Origin of the sequence: Tateyamaria pelophila, assembly GCF_019966495.1 — a bacterium.
GTDB classification, from domain to species: domain Bacteria; phylum Pseudomonadota; class Alphaproteobacteria; order Rhodobacterales; family Rhodobacteraceae; genus Tateyamaria; species Tateyamaria pelophila.
In genome coordinates, this window is record NZ_JAIMIA010000057.1 from 1 (window position 1) to 19,879 (window position 19,879).

19 protein-coding genes are annotated in these 19,879 nt (G+C 59.6%); 10 read left to right on the forward strand and 9 right to left on the reverse strand.

The features are described 5' to 3' along the window. Window positions 1-188: 188 nt before the first annotated feature. Window positions 189-1,751, reverse strand: a complete 1,563-nt coding sequence (guaA, locus tag LC354_RS16455) for a glutamine-hydrolyzing GMP synthase (RefSeq protein ID WP_223425764.1) — start codon at window positions 1,749-1,751, stop codon at window positions 189-191. Between the two features lie 192 nt (window positions 1,752-1,943). On the opposite strand from guaA, the gene LC354_RS16460 reads away from it, so the two are divergent. After that, window positions 1,944-3,488: a trimethylamine methyltransferase family protein gene (locus LC354_RS16460; protein ID WP_223425766.1), complete on the forward strand. Its 1,545-nt coding sequence runs from the start codon at window positions 1,944-1,946 to the stop codon at window positions 3,486-3,488. Between the two features lie 18 nt (window positions 3,489-3,506). Here the strand turns inward: LC354_RS16460 and LC354_RS16465 are convergent, their stop codons facing one another. Then, window positions 3,507-3,806, reverse strand: coding sequence for a DUF6477 family protein (locus tag LC354_RS16465; protein ID WP_223425768.1), 300 nt, complete (start codon window positions 3,804-3,806; stop codon window positions 3,507-3,509). Between the two features lie 260 nt (window positions 3,807-4,066). Here LC354_RS16465 and LC354_RS16470 point away from each other — a divergent pair, with 260 nt between their 5' ends. After that, a complete protein-coding gene (locus LC354_RS16470; protein WP_223425770.1) occupies window positions 4,067-5,206 on the forward strand; it encodes a DUF6456 domain-containing protein in 1,140 nt (379 codons plus the stop codon). Window positions 5,207-5,391: 185 nt separating this feature from the next. After that, on the forward strand, window positions 5,392-6,333 hold the full coding sequence (lipA, locus tag LC354_RS16475; RefSeq protein WP_223425778.1) for a lipoyl synthase: 942 nt from the start codon (window positions 5,392-5,394) through the stop codon (window positions 6,331-6,333). 107 nt (window positions 6,334-6,440) lie between these two features. Here lipA and LC354_RS16480 read toward each other — a convergent pair whose 3' ends face one another. The 3 genes from LC354_RS16480 to hpt form a co-directional block, all read right to left on the reverse strand. After that, window positions 6,441-7,322, reverse strand: coding sequence for a c-type cytochrome (locus LC354_RS16480; RefSeq protein WP_223425849.1), 882 nt, complete (start codon window positions 7,320-7,322; stop codon window positions 6,441-6,443). Between the two features lie 15 nt (window positions 7,323-7,337). After that, a complete protein-coding gene (locus tag LC354_RS16485; protein ID WP_223425780.1) occupies window positions 7,338-7,814 on the reverse strand; it encodes a c-type cytochrome in 477 nt (158 codons plus the stop codon). A 128-nt stretch (window positions 7,815-7,942) separates the two neighbouring features. After that, window positions 7,943-8,479 (reverse strand): hypoxanthine phosphoribosyltransferase, encoded by a 537-nt coding sequence (gene hpt, locus LC354_RS16490; protein ID WP_223425786.1) that lies wholly within the window; start codon window positions 8,477-8,479, stop codon window positions 7,943-7,945. A gap of 73 nt (window positions 8,480-8,552) precedes the next feature. Between hpt and LC354_RS16495 the strand changes: the two genes are divergently transcribed. Beyond that, entirely contained in the window at window positions 8,553-8,996 is a 444-nt protein-coding gene (locus LC354_RS16495) for a type II toxin-antitoxin system RatA family toxin (RefSeq protein WP_223425788.1), read from the forward strand. 40 nt (window positions 8,997-9,036) lie between these two features. Continuing rightward, the gene (locus tag LC354_RS16500) at window positions 9,037-10,284 is read left to right on the forward strand and encodes an MmgE/PrpD family protein (protein WP_223425790.1); all 1,248 of its coding nucleotides are present in this window, start codon (window positions 9,037-9,039) and stop codon (window positions 10,282-10,284) included. 127 nt (window positions 10,285-10,411) lie between these two features. Here LC354_RS16500 and LC354_RS16505 read toward each other — a convergent pair whose 3' ends face one another. Genes LC354_RS16505 through ispD form a run of 4 tightly spaced genes read right to left on the reverse strand, consistent with a single transcriptional unit; the run spans window position 10,412 to window position 12,498 of the window. Then, complete coding sequence (locus tag LC354_RS16505; protein ID WP_223425791.1) at window positions 10,412-10,885, reverse strand: CinA family protein; 474 nt, start codon at window positions 10,883-10,885, stop codon at window positions 10,412-10,414. After that, a complete protein-coding gene (locus LC354_RS16510) occupies window positions 10,882-11,364 on the reverse strand; it encodes a phosphatidylglycerophosphatase A family protein (RefSeq protein WP_263289430.1) in 483 nt (160 codons plus the stop codon). The genes LC354_RS16505 and LC354_RS16510 overlap by 4 nt, the downstream gene beginning before the upstream one ends. Window positions 11,365-11,372: 8 nt before the next feature. Continuing rightward, window positions 11,373-11,852, reverse strand: coding sequence for a 2-C-methyl-D-erythritol 2,4-cyclodiphosphate synthase (ispF, locus tag LC354_RS16515; RefSeq protein WP_223425800.1), 480 nt, complete (start codon window positions 11,850-11,852; stop codon window positions 11,373-11,375). Next, complete coding sequence (gene ispD, locus LC354_RS16520) at window positions 11,842-12,498, reverse strand: 2-C-methyl-D-erythritol 4-phosphate cytidylyltransferase (RefSeq protein WP_223425802.1); 657 nt, start codon at window positions 12,496-12,498, stop codon at window positions 11,842-11,844. The genes ispF and ispD overlap by 11 nt, the downstream gene beginning before the upstream one ends. A gap of 180 nt (window positions 12,499-12,678) precedes the next feature. Here ispD and dusB point away from each other — a divergent pair, with 180 nt between their 5' ends. The 5 genes from dusB to ntrX all read left to right on the forward strand — a co-directional run bounded on the left by dusB (window position 12,679) and on the right by ntrX (window position 19,854). Next, on the forward strand, window positions 12,679-13,659 hold the full coding sequence (gene dusB, locus LC354_RS16525) for a tRNA dihydrouridine synthase DusB (protein WP_223425804.1): 981 nt from the start codon (window positions 12,679-12,681) through the stop codon (window positions 13,657-13,659). Continuing rightward, window positions 13,656-14,744, forward strand: a complete 1,089-nt coding sequence (locus LC354_RS16530; protein ID WP_223425806.1) for a two-component system sensor histidine kinase NtrB — start codon at window positions 13,656-13,658, stop codon at window positions 14,742-14,744. Before dusB ends, LC354_RS16530 begins: the two co-directional genes overlap by 4 nt. A 4-nt stretch (window positions 14,745-14,748) precedes the next feature. Then, complete coding sequence (locus LC354_RS16535; RefSeq protein WP_223425808.1) at window positions 14,749-16,110, forward strand: response regulator; 1,362 nt, start codon at window positions 14,749-14,751, stop codon at window positions 16,108-16,110. A 100-nt stretch (window positions 16,111-16,210) separates the two neighbouring features. Beyond that, window positions 16,211-18,445, forward strand: coding sequence for a sensor histidine kinase NtrY-like (locus LC354_RS16540; RefSeq protein WP_223425809.1), 2,235 nt, complete (start codon window positions 16,211-16,213; stop codon window positions 18,443-18,445). Beyond that, entirely contained in the window at window positions 18,442-19,854 is a 1,413-nt protein-coding gene (gene ntrX, locus LC354_RS16545) for a nitrogen assimilation response regulator NtrX (protein WP_223425811.1), read from the forward strand. Before LC354_RS16540 ends, ntrX begins: the two co-directional genes overlap by 4 nt. Window positions 19,855-19,879: the final 25 nt, after the last annotated feature.

Consider the following 19,879-nt stretch of genomic DNA (forward strand, 5'->3'; position numbering starts at 1 on the left):
TCCTCCCGCCCGTTGTTTGAACGAAACTGAATCACAAAACTATGCAATCAAACAAGAATTAATGGGTGTGCTGCCTAGATCCGTCTATTCGCCGATGGATTGTGAAACGTGCAAGGGCTCTAATTGTCTGGTATCACGATCTTATTTCACATACTTGTGTGCACTGGATGCGCTGATGCAGGCAAGAATTATTCCCACTCAATCGTGCCGGGTGGTTTCGACGTGATGTCATAGGTGACCCGGTTGATGCCCGGCACTTCGTTTATGATCCGCGTCGCTGTTTCGCCTAGGAACTCGTGGGTGAACGGATAGTAATCTGCTGTCATCCCGTCGACCGACGTGACCGCCCGCAGCGCACATGCGTAATCATAGGTCCGTCCGTCGCCCATGACACCAACGGTTTTGACCGGCAGAATGGCAACGAAGGCTTGCCAGATCTCGTCATAGAGTCCGTGCTTGCGAATCTGGTCGATATAGACGGCATCGACTTCGCGCAGGATGTCGAGCTTGGCGCGGGTGATTTCGCCGGGGCAACGAATCGCAAGGCCGGGACCGGGGAAGGGGTGGCGTCCGATAAAGCTGGCTGGCAGGCCCAATTCCTGACCCAGCGCGCGCACCTCGTCCTTGAAAAGCTCGCGCAATGGTTCCACCAGTTGCATGTTCATCCGCTCGGGGAGGCCGCCGACATTGTGGTGCGATTTGATCGTGACCGATGGCCCCCCGCTGAAGGAAACCGATTCGATCACATCGGGATAAAGCGTGCCCTGGGCCAGAAAGTCGGCGCCACCGATCTCTTTGGCGTATTTTTCGAAGACCTCGATAAAGAGACCGCCAATGATCTTGCGCTTGGTTTCGGGGTCGCTGACCCCCTCGAGCGTCCCAAGAAAGAGGTCGGATTCGTCCGCATGGATCAGAGGCAGGTTATAATGCTCGCGGAACATGCCGACGACCTGCGCGCTTTCGTCTTTGCGCATCAGCCCGTGGTCCACATAGACGCATGTCAACTGCTCACCGATGGCTTCGTGAATGAGGACGGCCGCGACGGAACTGTCCACACCGCCCGACAGCGCACAGATGACCCGCCCTGAGCCGACCTGTTCGCGGATTTTCGCAATCGCTTCTTCGCGATACGCGCCCATGGTCCAATCGCCTTTGAACCCGGCCAGCGCGACAAAGTTTTCGTAGAGCTTTGCACCGTTCGGCGTGTGGTGGACTTCGGGATGGAATTGAACCGCATAAAAGTTGCGTTTGACATCGCCTGTGATCGCAAAGGGCGCGTTGGGCGATGTACCATACACTTCGAACCCCGGCGCGATGGCGCTGACGTGGTCGCCGTGGCTCATCCAGACTTGCTCGCGATCGGTTTGGAACCATCCGTCGAGCAACGCCAGTTTCTGCGTCATTGGCGTCACGTAGGCCCTGCCGAATTCGGCGGTGCCGTGTCCGCGTTCCACCTTACCGCCCAGAACATGCATCATGACTTGCTGGCCATAGCAGATCCCGAGGATCGGCACGCCCAGATCAAAGACCGTGCTCGGGGGCATGGGTGCGCCATCGGCAAAGACCGACGCCGGACCACCGGACAGAATCACTGCCCTTGGCTGAAAATCGGCCAGAAACGCGTCCGTGACCTTCTGGAACGGGTGGATTTCGCAATAGACATTCAGCTCGCGCAAGCGTCGCGCAATGAGTTGCGTGACCTGGCTGCCGAAGTCGATGATGAGGAGGCGGTCATGGGACTGGTCTATCATGGGAGTGCAATAGGCGGGGCAGGTGCCTGTGGCAAGTGCCGGACCGGGGGCCAGCCCCCGAACCCCCGGGATTTTTTGGAACAGAGAACAGGGGATGTCGCTTTTTTCCCTTGGGGGCCGTTATCCGCGCGTTTGATTTGTGGCGATGATGTACCACGCCTGCACCGGATGGTTCGAAATGGGGGTTAAGCGATGGCCGAAGCAGCAGCACGCAAACGGGGTCGTGGGGGTGGCGGTGCCGCACGCCGTGCCGAACGCAGCGCCGTGTCTTTCGAGACCGCCCACTTTATCGAGCGCAAAATTCCCAACTTCGAGGTTTTGACCGAAGAGGCGTTGGAACTGATCGAGTACAATGCCGAAACGGTGCTCGAAGAAATCGGTGTAAATTTTCCGGACAATCCGGCGGTCCTGAAACGCTGGCGTGATGCCGGGGCGGATGTGACGGGTGAGCGGGTGCGTATCCCGCGTGGTCTGGCGCGGACGCTGTGTGCAACGGCGCCGACCAGCTATACACAGCATGCACGCAATTCGGACCGCAATGTTGTCGTGGGCGGCAAGAGCTTGGTGCTTGCGCCGGTCTATGGTCCGCCCTTCGTGCGCGACATGGCCGGCGGGCGGCGCTATGCCACGATGGAAGATTTCCGCAAATTCGTGAAGCTGGGTTACATGTCGAAGTGGTTGCACCACTCTGGCGGCACCGTGTGTGAACCGACGGACATTGCGGTGAACAAGCGCCATCTGGACATGCTGCATGCCCACATGACCTTGTCGGACAAGCCGTTCATGGGCTCGGTGACGGAGCCAAGCCGGGCACGCGATTCGGTCGAGATGTGCGAAGTGCTCTTTGGAAAGGACTTTGTCGCGGAAAACACCGTGATGACGTCGCTGATCAACATCAACTCGCCGATGACATTTGACGATGTGATGATGGGTGCGCTGGAAGTGTACGCGCAGGCAAACCAGGCTTGCATCATTTCGCCCTTTATCGTGGGCGGGGCGATGGCGCCTGTGTCTGTCGCGGGAACCCTGACGCAGGTATTGGCCGAGGTGCTGGCAGGCATCGCATATTCGCAGTTGTGCCGGGCCGGGGCCCCCGTGATCATGGGGGCGTTTGTAACGTCCATCGACATGAATTCCGGTGCACCGACCTTTGGTACGCCCGAAGCCAGCCACATCACCTATGGGGCAGGGCAACTGGCGCGGCGTCTGAACCTGCCTTATCGTTCCGCCGGGTCGTTCTGCGGCTCGAAACTGCCGGATGCGCAGGCGGCTTATGAAACAGCCAATTCGCTGAATATGGGATTGCTGGCGGGCGTGAATTTCATGCTACATGCCTGCGGTTGGCTTGAGGGTGGGCTTGTCAGTTCGTTCGAGAAGTTCGTCATGGACGCCGATCAGTTGGGGGCGTTGCATCATTTTGCCGCCGGCGTACAGATGGATGAAAACGCGCAGGCGATGGACGCCATCCGCGAGGTCGGGCCTGGTGGACACTATCTGGGGTGTGCCCATACGCAGGCGAATTTTAAGGCCGCCTTCTGGAAGTCTGATTTGCTGGACTACAAACCTTTCGAAACATGGCAGGATGAAGGCGCAAGCGACACGATGACATTGGCCAAACACCGGGTCGAAAAGATGCTGGCAGATTACCAGCAACCTCTCATGGACCCGGCTGTGCGCGAAGCACTGGATGCATTTGTCGCGACAAAAAAAGCAGCAGAGCCCGACAGCTTCATGTAGGCGCCTGAAATTACCCGATCAGGCCGCCTTGGCGACCTGAGACGCGCGCATGATCCGTGCTTCGCCAACAATTGCGATCAGGACGTCGATGTGGCGCAGCAGGCTGTAGGCGGAATCATCATTCAAGCGCTGTGCGTTCAGTTCCGCTTCGATATCGACCAGACGCATGAGGGCGGCACCGTGCCGGGGCATTTGCCCATAACCCAAAAGGCGGGGCAAATGCGCGTTGCGGCGGTAGTCTTCCGCTCCGATTCGGGCGGCCCGCATCAAAAGGCGTGGACGGCGCAGGGCGTTCAGCATCGACAGTATATCTTGCATTTCATGTACTCCTTCAGTGTGGACAAATCCGATCCCCGTCAGATTTGACCTCTGCACCATTGCACAACTTGAGCGGGTGTTGCGCGGTTGCCTCAGGCCGCGTGCGTTCGTTTAGCAACTGTTTATCATTTAGAAACAATGCTTCGTATATCGGTGATTATTAACGAACGGGTAACCAATGCACTTTTAGGTTGTGTGGATATCCTGTGGATAAATCAGGACCACTCGGAGTTTTTCGGAAAGAGGACGAGAACATCACAATGCGTGACTTACAGACATCGCGCCCGATCCTGGCGGGGCTTCCCGCCTGGGTGCCGGATGCTGCTCAGCATTATCTGGCCCATACGGAGGCAGGCCTGCCGATCCGCGAACTTGCGCGCAAATCCGGCTGTCACGCGTCGACCGTCTTGCGCCAGATCAGGCGGTTTGAGACGCGTCGTGATGATCCGTTGATAGATGCGGCTCTGCGCAAACTGGGCGCCGGACTGGTTCAGAAATCATCATCGACAGCTCTCGCGGAACAAAAGGAATATGGCTCAATGCAAGCTGTTGCACAGGATCACGGACACGACACCCAGACATTGACACAGGATGCACATCGCATCTTGCGCCGGTTGTGCGAAACCGGTGCGGTGCTGGCGGTCGCGTTGGATATGGACAAGGCAGTCGTCGTGCGCGACGGCGTTCAAGGCGCAAGTACCCGTACGGCGGTCGTGGATCGCAAGGTGGCTGAAGCCATGGCGCTGCAAGACTGGATCAGCGCGGAAACGACAGGGCGGATTACCCGATATAAAATAACTGCGGCGGGACGCGCCGCACTTGCGGGAATGATGGACGAAGAAGACGCGACATCCGGTGGCGGACTGGCCGAAGCTCCGGCTGAATTTGCCGACCAGCACCGTGTTTGGGGTGAGCGAACGGTGCGCGACAGCGAGACTGGCCAGCCGCGCAAGGTGCGTTACAATCTGGCCGAATCGCCCTTGACCGCACTGGCGCGTCGCCGCGACCGTGATGGCACACCTTTTTTGACAGACGCACTCGTCTCATCCGGTGAACGGTTGCGCGAAGATTTTGAACTGGCGCAGATGGGCCCCCGTGTCGCGCAAAACTGGGACAGGTTCCTGACAGGCGGTGGGCGTGGCGGCTTTGCCATGGACAGCGGTGTCGGCAACGGGCCGGCAGGGGCCCGCAACCGCGTTGCAGCGGCGCTCAAAGATCTCGGGCCCGGCTTGTCGGATGTGGTGTTGCGTTGCTGTTGCTATCTTGAAGGGTTGGAAACCGCAGAGAAACGATTGGGCTGGTCCGCCCGCTCTGGGAAAATCGTACTGCGTATCGCGCTCATGCGCCTCAAGCAGCACTATGACGAGACGACAGGACCGGGGGGCGGCCTGATTGGCTAACACCTCTGTTTGGGCAATAATGGCGCTGCGGTCCTTTCCGCAGCGCCATTTTTTATGCTTGAATGACAAGAGCCACGGTCGGCGGCACCCGCGCCAGTCATAGCGGCCATGCGCCGCGTGGTGTTCATTGTGCACGTTCCTATGTTACATATCAGACCAACACTGAAAGATCTGGATCTATAACCATGCGTGATCTGAAAATTCCCGCCGAACGTCACCCGGAAAAGGCCCGTCGCCCGGACAATCCGCAGCCCAAAAAGCCGTCATGGATTCGTGTGAAGGCGCCCGGCGGGGCAGGCTATGCCGAGACGGCCAAGATCATGCGTGACAACAAGCTCGTCACCGTGTGCGAAGAGGCTGGATGCCCAAACGTCGGCGAGTGTTGGAGCCAGGGCCATGCGACCATGATGATCATGGGCGAGGTTTGTACCCGGGCCTGTACATTCTGCAATATCGCGACCGGCAAGCCACCCGAAGATCTGGATGCGTTCGAGCCGGGTCGGGTGGCCCATGCAGTTGAAAAACTGGGACTGAACCATGTGGTGATCACCAGCGTAGACCGGGATGATATCGAAGACGGCGGTGCGGATCACTTTGCCCAGACGATTCGCGCCGTGCGCCACCGCAGCCCGAACACAACAATCGAAATTCTGACGCCGGATTTCATCCGCTGCGATCCCAAAGTGTTGGAGATCGTCGTCGAAGCGCGTCCCGACGTCTTTAACCACAATCTGGAAACAGTTCCGGGCCTCTATCCCGAAGTGCGTCCGGGTGCGCGGTACTTCCACTCGCTGCGGTTGCTGCAACGGGTGAAAGAGCTGGACCCGACGATGTTTACCAAATCAGGCATCATGGTTGGCTTGGGCGAAGACCGCCAGTCGGTCATGCAGGTCATGGAAGATATGCGGGCCGCCGACATCGATTTTCTGACCATCGGGCAGTACCTTCAGCCCACGCCGAAACACCACCGTGTTGACCGATTCGTGCACCCCGATGAATTTGCGGCCTATGAAAAGGCGGCTTACGGCAAAGGATTTCTGATGGTGTCCGCGACGCCACTGACACGGTCATCCTACCACGCAGGCGATGATTTTGTGCGTCTGCGGGCAGCACGAATGAAAGCCTGACCTGCTAACGGACGCCTTCGCCGCGGTGGTAAAAGAAATATGCACCCGTTTTTAGCAAACGGCCGGGAGCGGTGCGGCGCGTGTTCACCACGCGGTCTTGAGGACACTTATTGCACGGGTTCTAACGCCAGAACGTAAGCTGCAATCGCGGCGCGGTCCTCTCGGGGCAACTGCGAGAGGTTCGTGACGACTTCCGCCATTTCGCCTCCCGCGCTGTCATACTCGGGGGTGAAACCGGACGTGAAGTATTCGATCAGATCCACTTCGCTCCACTCCAAAGCCGCTGGCGTGATGTTTGGAATGGTGCCTTTGCCGGAAGGGTTGGGCGCACCCGCCATCCAACGGCTCCTGTCCAGTGCACCGACCGCATTGCGCGGCGTGTGGCATTCGCCGCAATGGGCCATCGCCTCCACCAGATACCGCCCGCGTTCCAGCACAGGGTCGGTGGGATCGTTCATCACATATGCGTCGTTGACAAAGGCCAGTTTCCAAAGCCCAAGACCCCGCCGGATATTGAACGGAAATCCGACATCATGGGGAATGCTTGCGATGTCACTTGGGGGCAGGGTTTGCATGAATGCAAACAGGTCCGCCACGTCCCCCGGTGTCATGTGCTGGTAGGCCGCATAGGGGAAGGCCGGATAATAATGCTGGCCCTGCGGCGACACGCCAAGAGTGACGGCGCGGGCAAATTCGTCCTGTGTCCAACTGCCGATACCCTCTGTTGGGTGCGGCGAAATATTGGGCGCATGAAAGGTGCCAAAATCACTGGGAAAGGCCAGACCACCGGACAGAACCGGCAGGTCAGACGCTTCTGCATCCGGGCTGGTGTGACAGGAGGCGCATCCGCTGGCGTGAAAGACCAGCGCGCCTGCCTCTGCATCCGGCACGTGGCCTGCTGCAAAGTCAGCGGATAACGTCGCGGGCCGAGTCAGAAAAAGACCCGCCCCGACGACGGCAACAACTGCGAGCAGAATGATGCGCTTCACAGCCACGAGAAAGGCTTAATTCTTGGGACCGCGATAGGCCTTGTGACAGTCGCCACAGCTTTTGCCGACGCCGCCCATGGCCGCGCGGAGCGAATCAAGATCGGTACCCGCCGCATCAACCATGGCGTCGGCGGCTGTTTCAAGCGCCACAGCCATTTCTTCAAAGCCCGACGCATCGCTCCAGATCTCTGTCTTGGCACGCGATGTTGCGATCGCGCCCTGTTCGGACCCTTCGAGCCATAGAACGATTCGGTTCATCGAGGCGGCCGATGCCAGGTTTTCTGCGGCGGCAGTTGCTGTTGCCGCGTCATACGGGGTTGTCCCCTTGGCCATCTCGCCAAGCAGACCCGTGTGATAGGCGATGACCTGCATTTGCGCATGTCGCGCGTTCGTCGCGTTTTCGAGGGCAGCGGTGTGGCCATCGGCAGAAGCAGTGGATACCGTTGCAACAGCGGCAAGGGCGGTAAGAGATAGACCGAAAAAACGCGACATTTGGGGCTCCTGAAAAAGATTCACCGCCTATAAGTAGCGCGATTTTGTCGCAGGCCAAAGTCACAAGAATGTTTTTTGTCCGGCCATCGTGAATGAACGCCGCGCAGACGCAGCCAGATCTTTTCCAATCAGGTGAATCTCACCTTTCCGATATAGGGCAAATTGCGGTTGCGCTGCGCGAAGTCGATGCCGTAGCCGACGACAAATTCGTCAGGGATTTCAAAGCCTGTCCAATCCGCCTTGAAATCGACCTCGCGGCGGCTTGGTTTGTCGAGCAGGGCAATAGTGCGCAGCTTGGCGGGTTTGCGCCCCTTGAGCAGGCGCGTCACGTGGTACATCGTGTGGCCGGTATCGACAATATCTTCAACAACCAACACATCTCGGGCTTCGATTGCGCCACGCAAGTCTTTGAGAATACGCACCTCTCGGCTGCTTTCCATGCCATCGCCGTAGGAGGAGGCTTCGAGGAAATCGACTTCGATGGGTAGATCCAGTTCCCGGACCAGATCGGCGATAAAAACAAAACTGCCGCGCAACAGGCCGACGACGACGAGCTTGTCGGTGCCCTCGAACTCGGTCTGAATATCACGGCACAGATCCTCAATCCGGGCCGCAATCGCCTTGGCCGAAATCATCTGATCTATGACATATGGCCGCTCTGACATGGTCTTTCCCTTGAATTTGTGCGCTTTTCGCGACACATGCGTCTGTGATGAACTTGAGGTCCTGTCTAGCGTAATGCCTACCCATTCCGAAACCCGCTTCCTGCCATATTCCGCACAACAGATGTATGATCTGGTTGCGGATGTCGGAGATTACCCCGAGTTCCTGCCCTGGTGTGCAGCGGCGCGTGTCCGCAAGATCACACCGCAAGGCGACCACGACGTGATGGAGGCGGATCTGGTCATCAGCTTCAAAGTTTTTCGCGAACGTTTTGCGAGCCGGGTGGTGTTGTGGCCCGACGTGCACAAGATCGATACAGAATATCTGGACGGCCCGTTTCGGCACATGAAGTCCAATTGGGCGTTCAAGGATGTCGATGGCGGCTGTGAGGTCTATTTCTTTGTCGATTTCGAGTTTCGCAATGCAATTTTGCAGGGCATCATCGGCGTTGTGTTCAATGAAGCCATGCAGCGCATCGTACGCGCGTTCGAGCGGCGCGCCGCAGCGCTTTATGGCTGAACGACGGTTGGGGTGAGAGCGACCCTTCGGGGAGGATTTTTTGGAACAGAGAAGCAAGGGGATCACCGAGTTGGTCCTGACCTATGCGCGGTCTGAACCGCCGCGGGACGTGCGCGGGATCATGCGCTTATCCGTTCTGGACTGGGCGGCCTGCGGGATCGCAGGGGCGCAGGGCGGTGGTTTTGCGGCGTGGGCGTCGACGCTGGACGCGGCGGGGCCCGCGACCCGGTTCGACGGGCGGATGGGCTCTGTTTCCGAAGCTGCCCTTGTGAATGGCACCCTGTCCCATGCGTTGGATTTTGACGACACACATTTCGCCCATATCGGGCACCCGTCGGTTGCGGTTGTTCCGGCCGCTTTGGCGATGGCGGAGATGGCTTCTGCGTCGATGGCGACGATGGTGGATGCGGCCCTGGTCGGTGCCGAAACCTCCGTCGCGGTGGGGATGTGGCTGGGGCGGGGTCACTATCAGGTTGGCTATCATCAGACTGCAACCGCTGGGGCTTTCGGGGCGACAGTTGCGGCGGGACGGATACTGGACCTGTCGGACACGCAGATGCGGCACGCGCTCAGCCTTTGCTCGACGATGGCATCCGGGTTGAAGTCGCAATTCGGCACGATGGGAAAGCCATTGAATGCCGGGCTTGCGGCACGCTGCGGTGTTGAAGCTGCCCGTTGGGCGGCATCGGGCATGACGTCTGTCTGGGATGGTTTGTCGGGGCCTTTGGGGTTTGGCGAAACTCACCTCGGCGCGGGCGAACTGCCTGTATTTGCATGGCGGATGGGCGATGTCAGCCACAAGTTTCATGCCTGCTGTCACGGGTTGCATGCCAGTCTTGAAGCGGTGCGGGGTTCGGATTTGAGCACAGCCCGTCGCATTGAGGTCTTTACCCATCCGCGATGGTTGACAGTGTGCAATCAACCTGCGCCGGACACGGGGCTCGGGGCAAAGTTTTCTTATAAACAGGTCATGGCGATGGCCGCTCTTGGGATCGACACCGGCGATATCGCGCAATTTACCGATGACTGCGCGATGCGGCCTGACGTGATCACGCTCAGGGACCGCGTTCACGTGTCTCAGGACGATACCCTGTCAGAGATGCAGGCGCGTGTGGTGATTGATGGCGAAGCGCATTTTCACGACCTTAGGACGCCCTTGGCCTATGAGGCGCGCCAAGAGCGTATCCGGGAAAAGGCCTGCGCACTGGTGGGAGCGCGGGCGGATGATCTCTGGGCGGCGATCGAGGCAGAGGATCTGTCCCGTTTCGCGGGGTTGCTGAAGTCGTAAGCCCGTGCGCCGTTGACATCGGTTTTTGCGAGCGCCCGCAGTGGTGTGATTGCCCGCGTGACAAAGCGCAGTATTGCCTGTGTTCATTGTTTGCTGCGGTACGAGTTTGCGACAAAAAGGCGGTCGGTCAGGTCTGCGCCAATCGGTCCAAGAGCAATCCAAGGGCGTGATCCCGCGCCCGCGCACGCACGACGTCGCGCCCGACGGCACCGAACTCCACAGTTTGCGTGTGCGCCCCACGCGCATCTGCGATTCCAAAGCACACACGCCCCTCCGGTTTGAATTCGGATCCGCCCGGTCCGGCGATACCGGTAATCGCAACCGCCAATTGGACAGGGGCATGGGCCAGCGCGCCGGTTGCCATCTCGGCAGCGACTTCTTCGCTGACGGCGCCGTGTGCTTCCAATGTGGCGGGCGACACGCCCAGCATCTCGGTCTTGGCCGTGTTGGTGTAGGTGACAAAACCACGCTCCATCACGGCGGACGAGCCCGGAACATCCGTGAGGGCCGCTGCTACCATGCCGCCGGTGCAGCTTTCTGCGGTCGCGATCATGATCTTTCTTTTCTTTGCAAGTTCAAGGATATCCGAGGCGATGCTCATCTCATGAACACCCCATGTGCCAGCCCGGCCAATATCAAAACACCAATCGCCGCAAAGACGCCGGCGATCACGTCGTCCAGCATGACCCCCAAGGCATCGCCACGCCGATCTGCCCAGCCGACCAACCAGGGTTTCCATATGTCAAAGAGGCGAAAGAGGGCAAACGCGGCGATCCATCCCGGCCACATCGCAAGAATATCAATGCCGCGGTCCCATGCTGCATAGCTCAGGGGAGCGAGGGCGATCCATTGGCCGACAACCTCGTCCGCGACGATCTCGCTGGGGTCATGGTCCGCTCCGCCCGCCGTCATTTGTGTGGTCGCCCACCAGGCCGCGATAAAATAGGTCACCGCGGCCAAGGCCAGCAAGGGAAATCCGCCGATCATGTGCAGCGCCCAGCCAAGGGGCAGGGCCACGGCCGACCCCCATGTGCCGGGCGCGGGGCGCAGATATCCCACGCCGCAAACGGTGCCGATCATCCGCGCGATCATGGTTTGACCAAGGCGGCGGTTGCGATGCAGGCAATCCCTTCGCCGCGCCCCGTGAACCCCAGCTTTTCGGATGTTGTGGCCTTGACGGAGATGCGGGCCTCGTCCAGTCCCATGATCCTTGCCATCCTCTTTCGCATCGCGTCCGCGTGCGGCCCGATCTTGGGGAACTCGCAAATCAACGTGCAATCTATGTTTGTGATCTGAAATCCCATTTTTGATGCTAAATCAACGGCATGGCGGAGAAATATCGCGCTTTCGGCACCCTTCCATTGTGGATCAGACGGCGGAAAGTGCTGTCCGATATCCCCCTTCGCCAGCGCCCCGTAGATCGCGTCGGTGACCGTGTGCATGGCGACGTCCGCATCCGAATGTCCAACGAGCCCGTGACTGTGTGGAACATCGACACCACATAGTGTCACATGATCCCCGGGGCCGAAGGCGTGCACATCAAATCCGTTGCCCAGTCTAATGTCCATCGCGTCCTCGCATGATCCGTTCGGCCCGCGCGAAATCGGCGGGATGAGTGATTTTCAGGTTTTCTTCGTCGCCCGGAACGATCGTAACGTCCAGCCCGTAAGCGCGCGCCACTTCGACATCATCAGCCGCACCGCCGGGATGGGCTGCGTGGGCCGCCATGATGGCTGCGCGGTCGAAACCTTGTGGGGTTTGTGCGCGAAACAGGCCGTCACGATCACGGGTCCCCGTCACTCTGCCGTCCGCGCCGGTCCACAGGGCATCCGTTACGGCAAGGGCAGGGGCTGCACCCGGTGCGTCCTTCAGCGCCGCCAGAACATCAGAGATAGTCCGATGTGTGACCAAAGGTCGGGCAACATCGTGGATCAGCACATGTTGCGCACCTTCGGTGGCCGCCAGCCCGTTGCGCACGGATGTCGCACGATCTGCACCGCCGGCGACGATAACCACCCCCGGCGGGGTTTCGGAGCGGCTCATGTCATCAACATGTAACACAAGCACGATCTGAGTGATCGCAGGGTGATCGCGAAAAACGGACAATGTATGTACCAGAATCGGTTGACCAAGCAGCATCTGCCATTGCTTTGGCAGGTGACCACCTGCGCGCGTGCCCCGACCGGCCGCTACGATCACGGCAGCGGCGGTCATTTTTGTGCCTTTGCGTTCATGGCCCATGTCTAGGGTTTTGCGAAATCGGTGTCTACGCCCAGAAAGATGCGTAAAATTTAAGCATGTGCTGATATTGCATCCAATAAGGCGGCGTGCTGAATTGAGTAAGTCCAAGCGCTGCGGTAAATTCGACGCAACGCACAAGGATTAGGCAGCTTTATGGCCGCAAGCCCCCTCGACATGATGACACCCGTAATGCTGGCCCCGATGGCAGGCATAACGGATCTGCCGTTTCGCAATCTGGTTGCGGGATTCGGTGCGGGCATGGTCGTGTCCGAAATGGTCGCCAGCCACGATATGCTGAATGCGCGGCCGGGCAGTCGCGAAAAGGCGGAGTTGGGCCTCGGCGCTGCCGGAACGGCGGTCCAACTGGCAGGGCGCGAGGCCGCGCCGATGGCCGAAGCGGCCAGGATGGTGGCCGGACAGGGCGCACAGGTGATCGACATCAATATGGGCTGTCCGGCCAAGAAGGTCACGCAAGGCTATTCCGGCTCGGCCTTGATGCGCGACCCGGATCACGCTCTGACGCTGATCGAAGCAGTTGTGCGGGCGGTGGATGTGCCAGTGACGCTCAAGACGCGTCTTGGTTGGGATGACGCCATGATGAACGCGCCGGAGATCGCCGCGCGCGCCGAAACCGCCGGAATAAGACAGATTGTGATCCACGGGCGCACCCGCTGTCAGTTTTACAAGGGTCGGGCCGATTGGGCAGCGATCCGGGCAGTGAAAGAGGCGGTGAACATTCCCGTCATTGCCAACGGCGATATCGTTGACGCCGCAACAGCACGTGACGCGCTGCGTTTGTCGGGTGCAGACGGCGTGATGATCGGGCGCGGTGCGCAAGGCCGCCCTTGGGTCTTGGCCGAAGTGGCGCATGTTTTGTACGGCTCGCCCGCACCAGAGATCCCCCAAGGGGATGCGTTTACGGCCATGGTGATTGACCACTACGAGGCGATGTTGCGTTTTTACGGAGACGTGTTCGGGATGCGTGTGGCGCGCAAGCATCTGGGGTGGTTCATGGATACCGGCAAGACGGCTGCGGATGTGCGGCGTGCCGTGCTGACCGCCAAAACACCGGCTGCGACGTTGGCGATCTTGCCGCATGCGCTGCAAGCAACAGACGGGCAGGCGGCGGCATGACCGGTATCGGTGATCTTTGGGCGTCGATGCCGGTGCCGACGATCGTAATCGGGCCCTCTGACGAGATCGTGGATATCAACTCCGCGGCCGAAGGATTTTTCAACTCGTCGGTCAAGGCGATGAGCGGCACCCCGCTCTGGGATCAACTGGCCGTCGACGCGCCGTTGGAGGAAAGCCTCGCGCGGGCCCGCAAGAACGGCACGGCGCTGTTCGTCAACGACGTGGATGTGGGCAATGGCCAGCGCGCGCCGTTGCAGTGCGCGTTACAGATTGCGCCGCTGGTGGGTGCGCCCGATCACATGGTGCTGATGATTTCGCCGCGTGAACTTGCAGGGCGGATGACGCAGAACCATTCCGTGAAATCCGCGGCCAAGTCAGCCATCGGCATGGCCGAAATGCTGGCCCACGAGATCAAGAATCCGCTGGCCGGGATCACCGGAGCCGCGCAATTGCTCAGCATGAGCCTGGAAGCGCAAGATCTTGAGCTGACTGACCTGATCGTTGGGGAATGCCGCCGGATCGTCAAGTTGCTGGAGCAGGTGGAGCAATTCGGAAACCTGTCGCCACCGGATATGAGACCGGTCAACATTCACGATGTTCTGGACCGGGCGCGGCGCTCTGCCTTGCTTGGTGTCGGCGCACAGATGAACATTATCGAGGATTACGATCCGTCGCTTCCCTTTGCCTACGGCGACCCGGATCAACTGCTGCAAGTGATCCTGAACCTTCTGAAAAACGCCTCCGAAGCCGCCGGGTCCGAGGGTGGCACAATCCGGCTGCACAGCTTTTTCGAGCATTCCTTCCGTCTGCGCCGGGCAGATGGGACGGGTCAGTCCCTGCCGCTGCAAATCGAGATCATAGACGACGGCCCCGGACTGCCCGAAGCGATCGCCGCCGACATCTTTGACCCATTTGTATCCGGCAAGGAAAACGGGACGGGCCTTGGACTTGCTCTCGTTTCAAAAATCATCTCGGACCACGGGGGCTGGATATCGGTCACCTCGGTGCCGGGCAAAACGATATTCCGCCTGTCACTGCCACGCGCGCCGCAAGCCTTAGAGCCTGCCAAAACCCAAAAGGACTGAACACATGGATGGGACTGTACTGGTTGCCGATGACGACCGCACAATTCGCACCGTTTTGACACAAGCGCTCACCCGCGCGGGCTGCAAGGTGCATGCCACCTCCAGCCTGACAACGCTGATGCGCTGGGTGGGTGAGGGCAAAGGCGATGTGGTGATCAGCGATGTCATGATGCCCGATGGCAATGGCCTCGAAATGTTGCCGAAAATCTCGCAGGATCGCCCCGGCCTGCCGGTAATCGTGATTTCGGCACAAAACACCATCATGACGGCCATTCAGGCCGCCGAAGCCGAAGCCTATGACTATCTGCCCAAGCCTTTCGATCTGCCGGATTTGATGAAACGGACGGCAAAGGCGCTGGAACTCAAGGCGCACAACCCGGCGCGCAACGTCGATGATGAACGCCCGGATGAATTGCCGCTGGTCGGGCGGACGGCGATCATGCAATCGCTGTACCGTGTCGTGGCCCGGGTCATGAACACCGATCTTCCGGTTTTGATCTGGGGTGAAAGCGGCACGGGCAAGTCGCTGATCGCGCGGGCTATTCACGATTTCTCCGATCGGCGTACCCTGCCGTTCGTCACGGCGGGTGCGGCGGACTTGCAGGATCTCGAAGGGCCCGCACGCTTGCTGGCCCGGGTCAAAGGCGGGTCGTTGCTGATCGACGAGATTGGCGACATTCCCGAAGAGCTTCAGTCGCGCATCGTGCGCATGATGGACACGCCCGGCGAATATGTACCGCGGTTTCTGGCCACCAGTCAGACCGATCTGACCGCGGCAATGGAGGCTGGTCGGGTGCGCAAGGATCTGTATTACCGTCTGTCGGGCGCGACACTGAACGTGCCCGCGCTGCGCGAGCGGGTGGATGATATTCCGCTGTTGGCGACGCATTTCCTCCTGCGCGGCGAAAAGACGGGACAAACGCCCCGGGTCCTGTCCGAACAGGCCGCAGAGATTTTTCGAACCTATAGCTGGCCCGGCAATGTCCGCCAGTTGGAGAACGCGGTACGCAGCCTCGGACTGACAAGCCGTGCAGTCGAGATCACGGGCGCCGAGGTGGAACAGGTGTTGGGCAACCAGCCCGAGCTTGAACCGATGCGCAGTGCGGGCGATACCGAAAAGCTGGGCGCATCCGTTGCCCGGCATTTGCGCCGGTATTTCGATTTGCATGGCAACATGTTGCCTCCGGAGGGCCTCTATGGCCGGATTTTGCGTGAAGTTGAGGCGCCGCTGATCGAAATCGCTTTGGATGCGACCGGCGGAAACCAGGCCAAGTGCGCGGATTTGCTGGGGATTAACAGAAATACTTTGCGTAAAAAGATAACCGATCTCGATATTGAGGTGACACGGCGCCGCAAATTGATGTAATACTGCCACACAACCCGTGGCCGAAGGGGCGCAGTTCACTTCGGATCACCGGATATGGCGGTAAAGGCGCGCAAGCGCTACATCATCGAGGACATGCCACGTGGCATCCAGGACACGTACGACTTGGTGGGCAACGTTAGATCGTTTGCGACGCAGACGCCGTGTGCGCAACGGTGTCACCTTTGGATTGGTTTTGCTTGGGCCGATCCTCGCGCTGACCACATTCCTCGTTCTTGGTCCTTTGGACCAAGGCGCAAGCGCACCTGCCTTGCGGCTGATCCTGTTGGCCGATTTCGTCTATGTTCTGGTGATCGCGGCCCTTGTGCTGTCGCAGATCGCACGTCTGGTGGCGGCGCGTCGGGCCAAGTCAGCCGGCTCACGGCTTCATTTGCGATTGACCGGGGCCTTCGCCCTTTTGGCGCTGATCCCGACCGTCACGGTCGCGGTATTTGCGGGTCTGACGTTGAATATCGGTCTCGAAGGTTGGTTCTCCGAGCGCGTCAGCAGCGTAGTCGGATCCTCCCTGGCGGCGGCCGAAGCCTACGAGGCTGAACAACGCGGTGACCTTGCAACGGACGGGCGCGCGTTGGCGCGCTATATTGATACGGTGCGCGGCGCTCAGGACATCGGCGACCGTGATGTTCTGACGGATGGCCAACTGCAAGTGCAGCGCGGGTTGCGCGAGGCCTATCTGATCGATGGCACGGGCGAATTGCGGGCGCGGGGCGACCGATCCTATCTGTTCGATTTCGAACGCCCGACACCGGAGCAGGTTGCCGAAGCCATCGATGAAGGCTTTCTGATCATTGAGGACTGGCCCAACAACGAATTCCGCGCACTTATTCCCTTGGCCAGTTTTGTGGATCGATTTCTGTATATCAGCCGCGAGGTGGACGGAGAGATCCTGTCGCTTCTGGATGAAACTCAGGAAACCGTACGTCTCTATCAACAGCTGGAAAGCGAACGGGGCCGGGTCCTGTTCGAGTTTGGCCTGATCTATCTTGGTTTTGCCCTGATCCTGATCCTTGCGGCCATCTGGCTGGGCCTTTGGTTTGCCGAGCGGTTGTCCGGGCCGGTGGGCCGGTTGACGGGTGCGGCCCAAAGGGTAGGGGCCGGCGATCTGGACGTGCAGGTGCGCGAAGAAGAAGGCGATGACGAAATCGCAATGCTCAGCCGGTATTTCAACCAGATGACCAAGCAGTTGAAAGTGCAACGCAAGAAGCTCATCGACAACAACAATCAGATTGAACGCAGGCGACGGCTTTTTGATTCCGTGCTTGGATCTGTCACGTCGGGCGTTGTTGGCGTGGATGCCAGCGGCAAGATCACTTTTGTGAACCGCTCCGGTGTCGGATTGCTTGACTGGAACGAAGGCGGCGATTCCGTGCCGCTTGCGGTGGCGGTGCCCGAATTTGCAGCCCTCTTTGCGCTGCTCAAGGCGGGGCGGATGGAAGTGGTGCAGGACGAGGTCAAGGTCACCCGCAACGGTCGGCTCGAAAACCTGCTGGTGCGGATGTCGACGCGGCGTGGTGAAAACGGACGGCTTGAGGGCTATGTGGTAGCCTTTGATGATGTGACCAATCTGGTGAGCGCGCAGCGGATGGCTGCCTGGGGGGATGTGGCCCGCCGCATCGCGCATGAGATCAAAAACCCGCTCACCCCGATCCAGCTGAGCGCGGAACGGATCAAGCGCAAGTTCGGGCCAAAGGTCGGCGAAGACAGAGACAGCCTGGAGCAGATGACAGATGTGATCATCCGCCAGACAGGTGACCTGCGCCGCATCGTGGATGAGTTTTCAAAGTTCGCGCGCATGCCGGAGCCGGATCGCAAGCCCAATGACCTTGTCTCCATCGTGCGAGACGCCGTTCTCTTGCAGCGCGCGGGCCAACCGGACGTCGAAATTGTGGACGATTTGCCGTCGGATCCCATTTTGGCGGAGGTGGACGCGACCATGATATCGCAAGCCTTGACCAACCTGATCAAGAACGCCGGTGAAGCCATTGAAACACTGATACAAAAAGGCGCGCCAGAAGATCATCTGGCGCGTATACTGGTGACGATGCAAACCGGCCCTGCCGGGGCAGTCATCACCATTTCCGACAGCGGGATCGGTCTTCCCGAAGACCGGGCGCGCCTGTTCGAACCCTATGTGACAACCCGCGACGAGGGCACGGGCCTTGGCCTGCCGATCGTCAAAAAGATTATTGAAGAGCACGGGGGCACTTTGATCCTCGATGACGCGGACCCGTTTGAGGGAAGCGCCCACTTTGGTGCAAAGGCGGTGATCACACTGCCCATCGCGCCCAACTTAATTGAGCAGGAGCAAGCCACATGAGCGACATTCTGATCGTCGATGACGAACGCGATATTCGGGAACTGATCTCCGACATTCTGGAGGATGAGGGATATGCAACCCGGCTTGCCGGTAACTCTGACGATGCGATGGCAGCCGTCAACGCAGAACCGCCGGCGCTGATGATCCTTGATATCTGGCTCAAGGACAGCCGTATGGATGGCATCGATATTCTGAAAGCCGTCAAACGTGACAACCCCGACGTCCCTGTCGTGATCATATCGGGGCACGGCAACATCGAGATTGCCGTCGCGGCGATCAAGCAAGGGGCATATGACTTCATCGAAAAGCCCTTCAACATCGATCAGTTGCTGGTCGTGATCCGTCGGGCGATGGAAACATCGCGCCTGCGCCGTGAAAACCAGTCCCTGCGCCGACAGGATGTCACCCAGGCCGAAATGATCGGGACGTCTGCGTCGTTCCGCAATCTGGTGAGCCAGCTTGACAAAGTGACCAAATCCAACGGGCGGGTGATGCTGACGGGTCCGGCGGGCAGCGGCAAGGAAGTCGCCGCACGCTACATCCACGCGAATTCCAACCGGGCGGATGCGCCCTTTGTGACGGTGAATTGTGCAGGCGTCGCCCCGGACCGCATGGAAGAAGTGCTGTTTGGCCGCGAGACACCCGAACGCGGTATTGAGCCGGGATTGCTGGAACAGGCCCATGGCGGCGTGATCTATTTCGACGAGGTCGCCGATATGCCGGTGGGCACCCAGTCCAAGATCCTGCGCGTTCTGGTGGATCAACAGTTCCAGCGGGTCGGCGGCAACGACAAGGTGCGCGTCGATCTGCGGGTCATCTCGTCGACCAATCGCGATCTGGAACAGGCCATCGCCGCGCAGACCTTTCGCCAGGAATTGTTTCACCGGCTGAATGTCGTCCCGATCCCCGTGCCGTCGCTCGAAGAGCGGCGCGAGGATATACCGGTGCTGGCGGAACACTTTATTGCGGAGTTCAATACGGCGCAGGGTTTGCCAAAACGGGAGTTCAGCGATGACGCGGCGGCGCTTTTGCAAACAATGATCTGGCCGGGCAATGTGCGTCAGCTCAAGAATATGGTGGAGCGTGTGCTGATCCTGGGCGATGGCTCCGGTCCGATCGAGGCACGCGAGTTGCCCGGCATCGAAGAGCCGGAAGGCGAAGAGGGCCGCGTGGTTCTGTCCGGCGCCCTGGCGACCTTGCCGCTGCGCGAAGCGCGTGAGGCGTTTGAGCGCGAATATCTTCTGACCCAGATCAACCGCTTTGGCGGCAATATCAGCCGTACAGCGAATTTTGTGGGCATGGAGCGGAGCGCATTGCACCGCAAACTGAAATCGCTCGGTGTTGTGACCTCTTCAAAGGCTGGGTCCCGGGTCGCACATCTGGACGAAACGGAAGCCGAAGCCGGCTAAACCGGAAACCGAGACGGTTTCCGGC

What these genes read in the sequence shown, in the direction of transcription:
- guaA (WP_223425764.1), bottom strand. Translation starts at nt 1,751, where the DNA reads ATGATAGACCAGTCCCATGACCGCCTCCTCATCATCGACTTCGGCAGC.
- LC354_RS16460 (WP_223425766.1), top strand. Translation starts at nt 1,944, where the DNA reads ATGGCCGAAGCAGCAGCACGCAAACGGGGTCGTGGGGGTGGCGGTGCC.
- LC354_RS16465 (WP_223425768.1), bottom strand. Translation starts at nt 3,806, where the DNA reads ATGCAAGATATACTGTCGATGCTGAACGCCCTGCGCCGTCCACGCCTT.
- LC354_RS16470 (WP_223425770.1), top strand. Translation starts at nt 4,067, where the DNA reads ATGCGTGACTTACAGACATCGCGCCCGATCCTGGCGGGGCTTCCCGCC.
- lipA (WP_223425778.1), top strand. Translation starts at nt 5,392, where the DNA reads ATGCGTGATCTGAAAATTCCCGCCGAACGTCACCCGGAAAAGGCCCGT.
- LC354_RS16485 (WP_223425780.1), bottom strand. Translation starts at nt 7,814, where the DNA reads ATGTCGCGTTTTTTCGGTCTATCTCTTACCGCCCTTGCCGCTGTTGCA.
- hpt (WP_223425786.1), bottom strand. Translation starts at nt 8,479, where the DNA reads ATGTCAGAGCGGCCATATGTCATAGATCAGATGATTTCGGCCAAGGCG.
- LC354_RS16495 (WP_223425788.1), top strand. Translation starts at nt 8,553, where the DNA reads ATGCCTACCCATTCCGAAACCCGCTTCCTGCCATATTCCGCACAACAG.
- LC354_RS16505 (WP_223425791.1), bottom strand. Translation starts at nt 10,885, where the DNA reads ATGAGCATCGCCTCGGATATCCTTGAACTTGCAAAGAAAAGAAAGATC.
- LC354_RS16510 (WP_263289430.1), bottom strand. Translation starts at nt 11,364, where the DNA reads ATGATCGGCACCGTTTGCGGCGTGGGATATCTGCGCCCCGCGCCCGGC.
- ispF (WP_223425800.1), bottom strand. Translation starts at nt 11,852, where the DNA reads ATGGACATTAGACTGGGCAACGGATTTGATGTGCACGCCTTCGGCCCC.
- ispD (WP_223425802.1), bottom strand. Translation starts at nt 12,498, where the DNA reads ATGACCGCCGCTGCCGTGATCGTAGCGGCCGGTCGGGGCACGCGCGCA.
- dusB (WP_223425804.1), top strand. Translation starts at nt 12,679, where the DNA reads ATGGCCGCAAGCCCCCTCGACATGATGACACCCGTAATGCTGGCCCCG.
- LC354_RS16530 (WP_223425806.1), top strand. Translation starts at nt 13,656, where the DNA reads ATGACCGGTATCGGTGATCTTTGGGCGTCGATGCCGGTGCCGACGATC.
- LC354_RS16535 (WP_223425808.1), top strand. Translation starts at nt 14,749, where the DNA reads ATGGATGGGACTGTACTGGTTGCCGATGACGACCGCACAATTCGCACC.
- ntrX (WP_223425811.1), top strand. Translation starts at nt 18,442, where the DNA reads ATGAGCGACATTCTGATCGTCGATGACGAACGCGATATTCGGGAACTG.